Raw genomic sequence first — 12,811 nt, 5'->3', positions numbered from 1 at the left:
GGCTCGCGCCGGCCCGTCCCCGTCCGGGGGCGAGCCGCCCCTGGATCCGAACGCCCGTCCGACTGACGGGCGGAACGAGGGGACCTTAGCGGACCGGCCCGCCGCCCCAGACCCTCACCTCGGTGACGGCCTCGACCGGCAACGGCCCGTAGATGTGCGGGAATTCGTCGGCACCCGGCTCCGGCGCCTCGAACCTGACCGGCGCGGGCACCCGCTCGCTGTCGACGACCAGCACCACCAGCTCGTCGGGCCCGTCGTACCCGCCGTACAGGAAGTCGGCGACCCCCCGCAGCTGGTGCTCCAGCGAGCAGTGGATGAAGCCCTCCTCGGCGAGGGTCCTGCCGCGCGTGGACATCTCGTAGGCGCCGGACGCGCGGGCCGCGTCCCACAGGGAGCGCTCGGTGATGTGCAGGAGTTCGGTCATGCGCACCAACCTACGAGCTGATCGCTCGGGCCGGTATCGTCCCTCGGCCGACGCGGCCCGCGTCAGCCGAGCCGGGCCGCACGCAGCTGGAGGTAGCGCTGCTCCGGGCGGCTGAGCGTGCCGGCCGCCGCCTCCTGATAGGCCGCCCGCGCAGCGCCGCGGTCCCCGGCCAGCTCCAGGAGGTGGCCCCGGACGGCGGCGAGCCGGTGGTGCCCGCCGAGGGCGTCCGCGAGCTTGTCCGTCTCCGTCAGGCCCGCCTCGGGGCCGTGCACCATGGCGACGGCGACGGCCCGGCCGAGCGCGGCCATCGCCTCCCCCTCGGGCACGACCCGCACGAGCACGTCGTAGAGGGCGAGGATCTGCGGCCAGTCGGTGTCCTCGGCGTCAGCCGCCTCGTCGTGCAACGCGGCGATGGCCGCCTGGAGTTGATATGGGCCGACCGGTCCGCGCGGGAGGGCGAGGGCGACCAGGGCGACTCCTTCGTCGATCTCGGCGCGGTCCCACAGGGTGCGGTCCTGTTCGTCGAGGCGGACCAGTTCGCCCGCCGCGTCGGTGCGGGCGGCGCGGCGCGCGTCGGTCAGCAGCATGAGGGCGAGCAGCCCCTCGACCTCGCTGTCGCCAGGCAGCAGCGCCCGCACGGCCCGGGTCAGCCGGATCGCCTCGCGGGCCAGGTCGGCGCGCTGCAACTGGGGCCCCGACGTGGCCGTATACCCCTCGTTGAAGATCAGGTAGAGGATCTGGAGCACGGCGGGCAGCCGCTCGCGCCAGTCCTCGGGCAGGCGGAACCGCACGCCTCGTACGCGCTGCTTGGCGCGGCTGATGCGCTGGGCCATCGTCGGCTCGGGGACCAGGTGGGCGCGGGCGATCTCGGCGGTCGTGAGGCCGCCGACGGCGCGCAGGGTGAGGGCGACCTGGGCGGCGGGGGTCAGCTCCGGGTGGCAGCACAGGTAGAGCAGGGTGAGGGTGTCGTCCTCGGAGGGGGCGCGGCTCTCGCCGGGCGGCGGGGCCGTGAACGCGTCGCGCGGGGTGAGCGCGGCGTCCGCCTCCTCGCGCCTGCGCCGCGCGTCGTCACTGCGCAGGGTGTCGACGAGGCGGCGCGACGCGACCTTGATGAGCCAGCCGCGCGGGTTGTCGGGCACCCCGGCGTCGGGCCACTGGCGTGCGGCGGCGAGCAGCGCCTCCTGCACGGCGTCCTCGGCGGCGTCGAAGTGCCCGTAGCGGCGGACCAGCGCACCGAGGACCTGCGGCGCGTGGCGGCGCAGCAGGTCCTCGGTCGACGCGGTCAGCAAAGGTCGCCACCGCTGTCCAGGATGGGGCGGATCACGACGGGGCGGGCCGGTGCGCCCGCGGGGGCGGGGCACTCGGCCACGCGCTCGGCGATCTCGGTGACCCGGTCGAGGCTCTCGCACTCGAGGATCCAGAAACCGGCGAGCAGTTCCTTCGTCTCCCCGTAGGGGCCGTCACTGACGACGGGCCGCCCCTTTGCGTCCGGCGTGACGAACCGGGTCTTCGCGGGCTCCGCCAGACCTTCCCCGGCGAGCATCTCGCCGGTCTCGGCGAGGTCGTCGTTGATCTTCTGCATGTGGGCGAACATCGCTTGGATGTCCTTCTCGCCCCAGGCCGGATTGCCCTCGGACGCCTTGCCCGCCATGGCCTCGTAGTCGAGCTGGGTGCCCGTCACCATCATCAGGTACTTCATGGCTGTGCGCTCCTTCGGCCAAGCCGCCCGCCGGGCGCGGGCGGCTTCACTGGAGACGTCGGAGCGGCAGCAGCGTTCTCGACACCGCCCGGAGAAAAATTCTAGCCGGGGAGCCCCTGCCTCTTCCTGCTGTACGTCCGCACGATCACGCCGTTGCCGAACGTCCGGTTCTCCTCCAGGGCGAACTCGCCGATCGCGAAGCCGGAGCCGAACATCGGCATGCCCGAGCCGAACACCAGCGGGTACGTCTTGATCACCAGCTCGTCCACCTCGTCGGCGAGCACACCGGCGAGCGTCGCGCCGCCGCACAGCCAGACGCCGAACTCGCTTTCCTCCGCCTTCAGTTCGCGGACCTTGCCGACGACGTCCTCGGCGACGATCTCCACGTTCGGGTCGGGGGACTTCTCGATCGAACGCGCCGCGACGTACTCGCGCAGGTGCCCGTACGGGCTGGTCAGGCCGGCGTCGAGGCCGACCTGGTAGCTGGCCCGGCCCTGGATGACGGTGTCGAACCGCTTGTTGGCCAGGTGCTCCAGGCCGAGGATCCGCCGGCCCTCCGCCGAGATGGTCTCGGGGTACTCGGTCGTGAGGAACTCGAGGAACTCCTCGTCCACGAAGGGCATGAAGGCGTTCGCGTCTCCGTCGGGACCGCCGATGAAACCGTCGATCGACACGGCGACGAAGTACGTGAGCTTTCGCAAGTGGGTCTCTTTCCGCAGGTGACAGGGGTGTTCGGGTGGGTCGCTGCACGGGCTCGCCCGCCGGTGGCCTCGCTCGAACAACTACAGTTATAGTGCTTCATCTGTAGTGGTTGCAAGGGGATGCGGGAATCCGGTTCGGCGGGCTTCCGGATCTCCGGTCGGAAGGAGCGCACGGATGGCACGGAACGCGGAACGCAGGGTGGCCCTGGTGAACGCCGCGGTGGAGGTGCTCGCGGCCGAGGGCGCGCGCGGCCTGACCTTCCGCGCGGTGGACGCGGCGGCGGCCGTCCCCACGGGCACGTCGTCGAACTACTTCACCAGCCGGGACGACCTGCTGCACCAGATCGACGCATGGCTGCACGAGCGGCTGGCACCGGACCCGGCGGTGGTGGCGGAACTCCTTCGGCGGCCGCGGGACCGCGAGCTGGTCGCCGCGTTCATGCACGATCTGCTGGGCCGCGCCCAGCGCGACCGCACGGGCTATCTGGCCATGATGGAGATGCGCCTGGAGGCGGGTCGCAGGCCCGAACTGCGGGCGTCCCTCATGAAGTCGCTCCGCGGCGACCTGGACTTCGGGATCTCGTTCCACACCGAGTCCGGGCTCCCCGGCGGCGCGGAGACGGTGACCGTGCTCTACCTCGCCGCGCTGGGGCTCATCCTGGAACACCTGACGATGCCGGGGATGCTGGACGGCGCCGTGCCCGGCGTCAGTGTCCCCGAAGGGCTCATGGACCGGATCGTCCGCACGATCGTGCCGCAGGAGTAGCCGCCCGCACCCCGACGGCCGGGGCTCAACTCGTCCGCGGGTCGCGCCACATGGGCCACATCGTCGGCCCGTCCGGCAGCGCGATCCCGCTGCCGGTGCACGTGAAGCCGAGCCGCTCGTACAGCACACGGCTACGGTCGCTGCTCGCCTCCAGGTACGACGCCACGCCGTCGCGGTCGCAGCGGTCGAGGACGGGCTCCATCAGCGCGGTGCCGAGGCCCTGACCCTGTCGCGCCGGGTCCACGGCGATCATCCACAGGTACTCGTGCGCGCGGTCGCGCGGGTGGATCCCGGAGGTCAACCGGCCGATCTCCTCGACCCGTTCGTTGTCCGGGTCCACGGCGGCGCGCAGCTGCGCGGGGCCGTCGTCACCCTCGTCCGGGCCGCCCGTCCCGTGCGGCTGGGCGGGCACGGACAGCCAGAGCGCGGCTGCGGCGCCGTCCTCGGTGATGTCGACGTATCCCTCGCTCAGCGAGATGTCGATGAAGGCCGCCATGAGTCCGGCGTGCCTGCGGCGCCGGTGCGCCAGGCCGGGGAAGACCCAGCCGCTCACCGGGTCGTCCATGAACGCCTCGTCGAGCAGCCGGACAAGGTCCGCCCGATCGCCCTCCGTGGCCCTCCGGATCGCCACGCCCATGGCCCCGCCCCCTCACGTCGCGGCCCGCCTCAACGAGCCGTGTCCCTGCGCCGGTCGGCCGCCACGCGCCGGCCCGCTGCAGCCTAGGCGATCGGTTCCGCACACGCGTACGGACCCCGCGCTCCTCCCGGAGTGCGGGGCCCGCCGTCGGTTCAACTCCCCTCCGCTGCTGGTGGATTCCCCCTAGTGGCTGCGCCGCGTCACGAACTCCGCCAACGACAGCAGTCCGTCCGCGGCCTCCGGTGCCGGAACCGCCCTGGACAGCTGGTGCACCGCCCGGGACATCCGGTCCGCCGCGTGCAGCTGCGCCCAGTCACGCCCCCCGGCGCGCTCGACGACCAGCGCCATGGCCTCCAGCTCCCCCTCCTTCGGCGGGCCGTCCTCCGGTCTCAGCACCCCGTAGAGCGCGGCCAGTTCACCGGCTTCGGGCGTATCCGAGGCCAGCGCCGCCACCACCGGCAGCGACTTCTTGCGCACCGCGAGATCGGCGCCCGCCGCCTTGCCCGTACGGGCCGGATCCCCCCAGATCCCTATGACGTCGTCGATCAGCTGGAACGCGAGCCCGGCCTGTCTGCCGAACCCGTCGAGGGCCGCGACCTCCTCCTCTCCGGCCCCCGCGTACAGCCCCCCTACCGCGCAGGCGCAGCCGAGCAGCGCACCCGTCTTCGCCTCCGCCATGACGAGGCACTCGTCCAGCGTGACCTGGTCGGGTTCGCGCCTCTCCAGGGCGACGTCGGCGACCTGCCCCTCGCACAGCTCCATCACACAGGCCGCGATCCGGGCCGCCGCAGGCCGGGCCGCCGGGTGCGGGTCCTCGGCGAGCAGCCGCTGCGCGAGCGCCTGGAGCGCGTCGCCCGCCAGGATCGCGTCGGCTTCCCCGAAGACGGTCCACGCGGTCGGCCGGTGCCTGCGCGTGGTGTCACGGTCCATCACGTCGTCGTGCAGGAGCGTGAAGTTGTGGACGAGTTCCACGGCCGCCGCCGCCCGCACCGCGGGCTCCGGAGCGCCCCCCAGCGCCCGTACCGCGGCGAGGACGAGCGCCGGCCTGATGGCCTTGCCCGCGTGCCCCGCGGCCGCGGTGCCGTCCGCCTGCTCCCACCCGAAGTGGTAGCGCGCGATGCGACGCAGCGCGGTGGGCAGGGTCTCCACGGCCCTGCGCAGCTCCGGGTCGACCTGCGCCCTGGCCTGCGCCAGGATCACCGCCGCTTCCTGGCCGTCCACGGCCACCTCTGCGTCCCGTCCGCCCGGTCCCCCTTGCTGCTGCGGCGCTATGGCCTGCTTCGTCTGCGTCTTGAGCTTCAACGCCACCTGCCGATCTCGACGTTCTCCAGGACACCGAGCGCGTCCGGCACGAGCACCGCCGCCGAGTAGTACGTCGTCACCAGGTACGAGATGATCGCCTGCTCGCTGATGCCCATGAACCGCACCGACAGGCTCGGCTCGATCTCGTCCGGGATGCCCGCCTGCTGGAGGCCGATGACGCCCTGCTCCTCCTCGCCGGTACGCATGCAGATGATCGACGTCGTGCGCGCGTCGGACACGGGGATCTTGTTGCTCGGGAAGATCGGCACCCCGCGCCACGTCGGGATGCGGTTGCCCCCCACGTCGATGGACTCCGGGACGAGCCCCCGCTTGTTGCACTCGCGGCCGAACGCGGCGATGGCGCGCGGGTGGGCGAGGAACAGCTTCGAGCCCCGGCGGCGGCTGAGCAGCTCGTCCATGTCGTCCGGGCTGGGCACGCCGTCGTGCGGCTGGAGCCGCTGCTCGTACTCGCAGTTGTTGAGCAGGCCGAACTCCCGGTTGTTGATGAGCTCGTGCTCCTGGCGCTCCTTCAACGCCTCGACGGTGAGCCGGAGCTGGTGCTCCGTCTGGTTCATCGGCTGGTTGTACAGGTCCGCCACGCGCGAGTGGATGCGCAGGACCGTCTGCGCGACGCTCAGCTCGTACTCGCGCGGCGCCGCGTCGTAGTCGACGTACGTGCCCGGGAGCACCGCCTCGCCGACGTGGCCGGCGGAGACGTCGATCTGCTTCTCGCCGAACTTGTTCGCCCGCTGCTCCGGGATGGACCGCAGCGCTCCCAGGTGCCCGGCGAGGCTCTCGGAACGCTCCGCGACCTGCTCCAGGTCCTGGCGGGGCAGCGCGAGCACGGTGCACGCGGTCACGGCGCGCGCCGTGTACTCCCAGATGGCCTCCGGGTCGAGCAGCGACTGCTCGCCGAAGTACGCCCCGTCGGCCAGGACTCCGAGGACGGCGTCGTCCCCGTAGGGGCCGGTGCCGATCTTCTCGACCCTGCCGTGGGCGAGCAGGAACACCTCGTCCGCAGGGCTGCCGAACGAGACGAGCAGTTCACCCGGCGCGTACTCCCGCTGCCGGCACCGCACCGCGAGCTCCTCGAGCACCTCCTGGTCCCCGTAGTCCCGCAGCACCGGCAGTTCGCCGAGCTCAGCGGGGATGACCCGCACCTGGTCTCCGGTCTTCACGAACGTCACGCGTCCGTCGCCGACCGAGTAGCTGAGCCGCCGGTTCACCCGGTACGTGCCGCCCTGCACGTTCACCCAGGGCAGCATCCGCAGCAGCCACCTGGAGCTGATCTCCTGCATCTGTGGCGCGGACTTGGTGGTGGTGGCCAGATTCCGCGCGGCGGATGTGCCGAGACTCTGCTGCTGCCCGGCCTGCTCCGTACGGACTTCTTCGCCTACCGACATGGGCTATGCCTCCCGATCAAGAACTGACCTGCGGCGACAAGACTTCCAGCACGCATTGTGGCCGCGCCATTACACAAACGAGCGGGGTTGGGTGAGAGTGGACGGGGCACGATGCCCGTTTTTCCGGGTAGGGAACTTTTTGCCGGCGGAACTTCAAGATCCCGGCGGCCGTTCAACTGGTACACCGAGGCACCGATGACGGGAGACAGCGATGACAGGCTTCCTGGACCGCGCCAAGGAGCAGGCGCAGCGAGGGCTCACGCAGGGCAAGCAGAAGCTGGACGAGGTGCAGGCGCAGCGGGCGGGCGGCGACCTCCTGAAGAAGCTGGGCGCCGCCTGCTACGCGGAGCGGAAGGGCACCGGCACCCCCGAGGCGACCCAGGCCGCGCTCGGAGCGCTGGAGCACCACATCGCGGAACACGGGGACGGCTTCCTGCGGAGCTGAGGCCGCCGCACCGCCTCCCGCCCGACCGCACGCGGGCACATAGGTATGCGGGCCCGCCCGCCTGCACGCCTCCCTGACCGGAACAGCCCGCGATGTCCGGAACGGCTCGCACGCGATGCGAACAAGTAGTTCCGGTGGGCCGGTTCGGGTACAAGCGGCGTACGAGACGGACGCGCCCCGCTTCCGTCGCACCCGCGAAGGAGGCGGCCATGGCCCCACCCATGTCCGCGAGCAGCTTCCTGGACGCCCTCAGGCGTGAAGGCCTGACGGTGGTCGAGGTCGGCGACTGGAGACACCACAACCGCAACCACAAGGGACCCTGGGGCCCGGTGAACGGCGTGATGATCCACCACACCGTGACCTCGGGCACCCGGCAGACCGTCGACCTCTGCCGGAAGGGACGCGCGGACCTGCCGGGGCCGCTGTGCCACGGCGTCATCACGAAGGACGGCCACGTCCACCTCGTCGGCTACGGGCGGGCCAACCACGCGGGCCTCGGCGACGACGACGTGCTGCGGGCGGTCGTCGCGGAGAAGGCACTGCCCCACGACAACGAGGCGAACACGGACGGCAACCGCCACTTCTACGGCTTCGAGTGCGAGAACCTCGGCGACGGCGAGGACCCCTGGCCCGCCGCGCAGCTGGAGGCCATCGAGCGGGCGGCGGCCGCGGTGTGCCGCCACCACGGCTGGACGGAGCGCTCGGTGATCGGCCACCTGGAGTGGCAGCCGGGCAAGGTCGACCCGCGCGGCTTCACGATGGCCTCGATGCGGGGACGCATCCGCGACCGGCTCAAGTAGCCACCCTCCGCCACGCGGCCCGCGCCCTCCCGCTTGCACAATGAGCAGGTGACCACGCACCTCGCGCGCCCGCCCCTGCACCCCCGGCTGCCCTCGCCGGTGGAGCCGATCGCCGACGACCGGTTCCACCGTCACGGGGTGCGGCTCCTGCTCAAGCGCGACGATCTCATCCACCCCGACCTGCCCGGCAACAAGTGGCGCAAGCTGGCCCCGAACCTGGCGGCGGCGACCGCCGCGGGCCACGGCACGCTGCTCACGTTCGGCGGCGCCTACTCCAACCACCTGCGCGCCACGGCCGCCGCGGGCCGCCTGTTGGGCCTGCGGACCATCGGCGTCGTCCGAGGCCAGGAGCTCGCGGGGCAGCCCCTGAACGCCTCTCTCGCGCGCTGCGCGGACGACGGCATGCGCCTGCACTTCGTCGACCGGACGACGTACCGGGAGAAGCGGGATCCGGCCACGCTCGCGCGCATCCTGCGCGAGGTGGCGCCGCCGGGCGAGGACACCCCCTACGTCGTCCCCGAGGGCGGCAGCAACGCCGAGGCCGTCCGCGGCTGCGCGGAGCTCGGGCAGGAACTGCGAGGCGCGGCCGGCGTGGTGGGCGTCGCCTGCGGCACGGGCGGCACGCTCGCCGGACTCGCCGCCGGGCTCGGCGAGGGGCAGCGCGCGCTCGGCATACCCGTCCTGAAGGGCGGCTTCCTCGGCGACGAGATACGCACCCTCCAGCAGGCGGCGTTCGGCGGTCCGCGGGGCGACTGGTCCCTGGACGAGCGCTTCCACTGCGGCGGCTACGGCCGCACCACCCCCGCCCTCCTCGCCTTCGCCGAGGACTTCGAACAGCGTCACGACCTGCCCGTCGAGCGCCTCTATGTGGCCAAGCTCCTGTACGGGCTGCTCACCCTCACCGAGGAGGGCGCGTTCGCACCGGGCACCCGGCTCATGGCCGTCGTCACGGGCACGCCCTCTCCGTAGCGACCGGTCAGTCGCCCACCTCCCGGTAGGCGGCCGCCTCCTCCAGGTCGAGCTTGCGCAGCAGCGTGCGCATCATCTCGTCGTCGATCCGCCGCTCGTCCCGCATCCGTACGAAGACCTCGCGCTCGGCCGCGATGGCCTCCCGCGTGAGCCTGCGATAGGTGCCGTCGGCGGACTCCCCCGTCACCGGGTTGGCCTGGCCGAGCCGCTCCCACACGGAGTTGCGGCGGCGCTCCAAGACGGTCCGCAGCCGGTCCTCCAACGGCTCGGGCAGACAGTTGCGCTCGTCCTGCATCAGCTCGTTCACACGCTCCTCGGCGGCCTGCGAGGCGGCGTTCTGCGCCTGCGCCTCGGCGAGCGTCTCGGCCTGCGTGTCGCGTCCCGGCAGCTTCAGGATTCTGATCAGCCAGGGCAGCGAGAGCCCCTGCACGACGAGGGTTCCGATCACCGTCGTGAACGTCAGGAACAGGACCAGGTTGCGAGCGGGGAAACGGCTCCCGTCGTCGGCGAACAGCGGGATCGAGAAGGCGATCGCGAGCGACACGACACCGCGCATCCCGGCCCAGCTCACCACGAGCGGCCGCCGCCAGTCGCTGTCCTTCTCCCGCTCCCTGATCCGCGCCGACAGCCACCAGGGCAGGTAGGTCGCCGGATACGACCACACGAACCGCATCACCACGACGAGCACGAACACCACGACGGCGTACCCGAGGGCCTCTGCGACGCTGTACTCGCCGAGGTCCTTGAGGACGACGGGCATCTGGAGTCCGATGAGCGCGAAGACCGCCGACTCCAGGATGAAGGCGACCACCTTCCACACGGCGGCCTCCTGGAGCCGTGTCTCGAAGTCGACCTGCCAGGAGCGGTGGCCCAGGTAGAGGGCGACCGTGACCACGGCGAGCACTCCGGAGGCGCCGACCTGCTCGGCGGCCGCGTAGGCGACGAACGGGATGAGCAGGGAGAGCGTGTTCTGGAGGATCGCCTCCTTCAGGTGCGTCCGCAGCCAGTGCAGCGGCACCATCAGGACGAGGCCGACGCCGACGCCGCCGACCGACGCCACCAGGAACTCCCTGATCCCGCCCGCCCAGCTCGCGCCCTCCCCGATGGCGGCGGCCAGCGCCACCTTGTAGGCGGTGATCGCGGTGGCGTCGTTGACCAGGGACTCGCCCTGGAGGATCGTCGTGATCCGCGAGGGCAGCCCCACCTTGCGCGCGATGGCCGTCGCGGCCACCGCGTCCGGCGGGGCGATCACCGCGCCAAGCACCAGCGCGGCCGTCAGCGGCAGATCGGGGATCAGCTCGTACGCGAGCCAGCCGACGGCGACGGTCGCGAACAGCACGTACCCGACGGAGAGCAGCGCGACCGGCCTGACATTGGCCCGCAGGTCGAGGTACGAGCTCTCCAGGGCCGCGGTGTGCAGCAGCGGAGGCAGGATGAGCGGCAGCACGATGTGCGGGTCGAGCGTGTACTGCGGCACTCCGGGCAGGTACGACGCCACCAGTCCGACCGCGACGAGCAGCAGCGGCGCGGGGACCGGGGTCCGGCGCGCGGCCCCCGCGACCGCCGCGCTCGCCGCGATCAGTGCCACCAGGGGCAATACGTCCATCAACCCGTCCCTCCGCCGTCCGCCACGCCGCCACCCGTCGTAACCTGGCCATCATGAACGAGTGCCCGCACGTCGACGCGCTGCCTCAGCCCGAACCCGCGCCCCTGAGCGACACCTGCCTGGAGTGCCGCGCGGCCGGCAGCCACCCGGTGCAGCTGCGGCTCTGCCTGGAATGCGGGCATGTGGGCTGCTGCGACTCCTCGCCCTTGAAGCACGCGACGCAGCACTTCAAGGAGTCGGGCCACGCGGTGATCCGGACGTTCGAGCCCGGCGAGAGCTGGCGCTGGTGCTTCGTGGACAACCTGCTCGTCTGAGGACCGCGCCGGTTTGCGGTTCGACCGTGCGAGGCCTGGGTACGTCAACCCGGCGCCCGCTCTTTCCAATTGAGACCGCACACCCTCTAGCCACTGTCCGTACTCATAGGCTTACTATGAGTGACACCAACGGGCCGGGGGTCCCCGGGACAGAAGACTTGGGCGCGCGGTAGCGTCACCGCTGAACACATAGCGCGTCACCCGGGGGACGTACCCTCCGGAGCCCGAAAGTGCTTGTACCACCATGGAGGTGAGGGTGTCCCAGATCGCAGGCGAGCCCGGGAATCAGGACTTCGTAGAAGTCCGGCTGCCGGCTGCGGGTGCCTACCTGTCGGTGCTGCGGACGGCCACGGCCGGCCTCGCGGCGCGTTTGGACTTCACCCTCGACGAGATCGAGGACCTCCGCATCGCGGTCGACGAGGCGTGCGCGATCCTGCTCCAGCAGGCCGTGCCCGGCTCGGTGCTCAGCTGCGTCTTCCGGCTCGTCGACGACTCGCTGGAGGTGACGGTCTCGGCGCCCACCACCGACGGCCGCGCCCCGGAGCGCGACACCTTTGCCTGGACTGTGCTGTCGGCCCTCGCGGGCAAGGTGGACTCCACGGTCGCCGACGACAACACCGTCTCGATCAGCCTCTACAAACAGCGCGGCGCGGGTCCCGGGCCGGCGTGACGAACGGGGACGGGCCGGTGCGGGACGAGAAGCACGGCACACAGGACCTCCCGGCCGACGGCGGGGACGGGATGCGGCGGCTCGCCGACGGCATCCCCGAACAGCAGGCCCGGCCGCACCCGGAGGACCCCGCGGACCTCGAACGGCCGGGTCCGCCGGCGGTGGCCGATGCGTCGGAGCAGGCAGAGCCGGCCGGCGGGGAGAAGATCTCCGCAGGACCGGACGCGCGACGGGCGGGATGGATGAGCGAGCACGAGCGACACGGTGACCAGCAGCGCACGCACGATCCGCGGGACCGCAGCGGCGCACGGCTGATGTTCATCGAGCTGCGCACCCTGAAGGACGGCAGCCCGGAGTACGCGGACCTGCGCAATCAGCTGGTCCGCATGCATCTGCCGCTCGTCGAGCACCTGGCCCGCCGCTTCCGCAACCGTGGCGAGCCGCTCGACGACCTGACCCAGGTCGCCACGATCGGCCTGATCAAGTCGGTGGACCGCTTCGACCCGGAGCGCGGAGTGGAGTTCTCCACGTACGCGACGCCGACGGTGGTCGGTGAGATCAAGCGGCACTTCCGCGACAAGGGCTGGGCGGTGCGCGTCCCGCGGCGCCTTCAGGAGCTGCGTCTCGCGCTGACGACGGCGACGGCCGAGCTGTCCCAGCTGCACGGCCGCTCCCCCACGGTCCACGAGCTCGCCGAGAAGCTGGCGATCTCGGAGGAGGAGGTCCTGGAGGGCCTGGAGTCGGCCAACGCGTACTCCACGCTGTCCCTGGACGTCCCGGACACGGACGACGAGTCGCCTGCGGTGGCGGACACGCTGGGATCCGAGGACGAGGCGCTGGAGGGCGTCGAGTACCGCGAGTCCCTCAAGCCGCTCCTGGAGGACCTGCCGCCGCGTGAGAAGCGGATCCTGCTTCTTCGCTTCTTCGGGAACATGACGCAGTCGCAGATCGCGCAGGAGGTCGGCATCTCCCAGATGCACGTCTCGCGCCTGCTGGCCCGCACCCTGGCCCAGCTGCGCGAGAAGCTCCTCGTCGAGGAGTGAGACCCGGGGGTGAGACCCGAGACGTACGGGCC

At 71.8% G+C, this 12,811-nt stretch carries 15 protein-coding genes; 7 read left to right on the top strand and 8 right to left on the bottom strand.

The features are described from left to right. Positions 1-85 precede the first annotated feature (85 nt). From LGI35_RS29050 to LGI35_RS29035, 4 genes are all read right to left on the bottom strand, one after another. Positions 86-424: a DUF952 domain-containing protein gene (locus LGI35_RS29050; RefSeq protein ID WP_227297171.1), complete on the bottom strand. Its 339-nt coding sequence runs from the start codon at positions 422-424 to the stop codon at positions 86-88. A gap of 62 nt (positions 425-486) precedes the next feature. Beyond that, positions 487-1,713 carry an RNA polymerase sigma factor gene (locus tag LGI35_RS29045; RefSeq protein ID WP_227297170.1) on the bottom strand — a complete coding sequence of 409 codons (1,227 nt, stop codon included), beginning with the start codon at positions 1,711-1,713 and terminating at the stop codon, positions 487-489. Further along, positions 1,707-2,123 carry a YciI family protein gene (locus LGI35_RS29040; protein ID WP_227297169.1) on the bottom strand — a complete coding sequence of 139 codons (417 nt, stop codon included), beginning with the start codon at positions 2,121-2,123 and terminating at the stop codon, positions 1,707-1,709. The genes LGI35_RS29045 and LGI35_RS29040 overlap by 7 nt, the downstream gene beginning before the upstream one ends. 101 nt (positions 2,124-2,224) lie before the next feature. Then, positions 2,225-2,824: a dihydrofolate reductase family protein gene (locus LGI35_RS29035; protein ID WP_227297168.1), complete on the bottom strand. Its 600-nt coding sequence runs from the start codon at positions 2,822-2,824 to the stop codon at positions 2,225-2,227. Positions 2,825-2,999: 175 nt separating this feature from the next. Here LGI35_RS29035 and LGI35_RS29030 point away from each other — a divergent pair, with 175 nt between their 5' ends. After that, positions 3,000-3,590, top strand: a complete 591-nt coding sequence (locus LGI35_RS29030; protein ID WP_116510086.1) for a TetR/AcrR family transcriptional regulator — start codon at positions 3,000-3,002, stop codon at positions 3,588-3,590. A 25-nt stretch (positions 3,591-3,615) separates the two neighbouring features. Here LGI35_RS29030 and LGI35_RS29025 read toward each other — a convergent pair whose 3' ends face one another. The 3 genes from LGI35_RS29025 to LGI35_RS29015 form a co-directional block, all read right to left on the bottom strand. Continuing rightward, the gene (locus tag LGI35_RS29025) at positions 3,616-4,227 is read right to left on the bottom strand and encodes a GNAT family N-acetyltransferase (protein ID WP_227297167.1); all 612 of its coding nucleotides are present in this window, start codon (positions 4,225-4,227) and stop codon (positions 3,616-3,618) included. 183 nt (positions 4,228-4,410) lie between these two features. After that, on the bottom strand, positions 4,411-5,499 hold the full coding sequence (locus LGI35_RS29020; protein WP_227300566.1) for a family 2 encapsulin nanocompartment cargo protein polyprenyl transferase: 1,089 nt from the start codon (positions 5,497-5,499) through the stop codon (positions 4,411-4,413). Positions 5,500-5,525: 26 nt separating this feature from the next. Then, positions 5,526-6,932: a family 2B encapsulin nanocompartment shell protein gene (locus tag LGI35_RS29015; protein WP_227297166.1), complete on the bottom strand. Its 1,407-nt coding sequence runs from the start codon at positions 6,930-6,932 to the stop codon at positions 5,526-5,528. A gap of 211 nt (positions 6,933-7,143) precedes the next feature. Here LGI35_RS29015 and LGI35_RS29010 point away from each other — a divergent pair, with 211 nt between their 5' ends. From LGI35_RS29010 to LGI35_RS29000, 3 genes are all read left to right on the top strand, one after another. Beyond that, complete coding sequence (locus tag LGI35_RS29010) at positions 7,144-7,377, top strand: hypothetical protein (protein WP_227297165.1); 234 nt, start codon at positions 7,144-7,146, stop codon at positions 7,375-7,377. A 209-nt stretch (positions 7,378-7,586) separates the two neighbouring features. Next, complete coding sequence (locus LGI35_RS29005; RefSeq protein ID WP_227297164.1) at positions 7,587-8,177, top strand: N-acetylmuramoyl-L-alanine amidase; 591 nt, start codon at positions 7,587-7,589, stop codon at positions 8,175-8,177. Between the two features lie 48 nt (positions 8,178-8,225). Further along, complete coding sequence (locus tag LGI35_RS29000; protein WP_227297163.1) at positions 8,226-9,146, top strand: 1-aminocyclopropane-1-carboxylate deaminase/D-cysteine desulfhydrase; 921 nt, start codon at positions 8,226-8,228, stop codon at positions 9,144-9,146. 7 nt (positions 9,147-9,153) lie between these two features. Here LGI35_RS29000 and LGI35_RS28995 read toward each other — a convergent pair whose 3' ends face one another. Then, a complete protein-coding gene (locus tag LGI35_RS28995) occupies positions 9,154-10,752 on the bottom strand; it encodes a Na+/H+ antiporter (protein ID WP_227297162.1) in 1,599 nt (532 codons plus the stop codon). Positions 10,753-10,805: 53 nt separating this feature from the next. Here LGI35_RS28995 and LGI35_RS28990 point away from each other — a divergent pair, with 53 nt between their 5' ends. The 3 genes from LGI35_RS28990 to LGI35_RS28980 all read left to right on the top strand — a co-directional run bounded on the left by LGI35_RS28990 (position 10,806) and on the right by LGI35_RS28980 (position 12,779). Continuing rightward, positions 10,806-11,066: a UBP-type zinc finger domain-containing protein gene (locus tag LGI35_RS28990; protein ID WP_227297161.1), complete on the top strand. Its 261-nt coding sequence runs from the start codon at positions 10,806-10,808 to the stop codon at positions 11,064-11,066. 256 nt (positions 11,067-11,322) lie between these two features. After that, entirely contained in the window at positions 11,323-11,736 is a 414-nt protein-coding gene (locus LGI35_RS28985; RefSeq protein WP_100595936.1) for an ATP-binding protein, read from the top strand. Beyond that, positions 11,733-12,779 (top strand): RNA polymerase sigma factor SigF, encoded by a 1,047-nt coding sequence (locus LGI35_RS28980; RefSeq protein WP_116510126.1) that lies wholly within the window; start codon positions 11,733-11,735, stop codon positions 12,777-12,779. Before LGI35_RS28985 ends, LGI35_RS28980 begins: the two co-directional genes overlap by 4 nt. Positions 12,780-12,811: the final 32 nt, after the last annotated feature.

The organism is Streptomyces longhuiensis (assembly GCF_020616555.1).
Lineage (GTDB): Bacteria > Actinomycetota > Actinomycetes > Streptomycetales > Streptomycetaceae > Streptomyces > Streptomyces longhuiensis.
The sequence above is the reverse complement of the archived record's forward strand: the minus strand, read 5'-3'. Positions and strand labels throughout refer to the sequence as shown.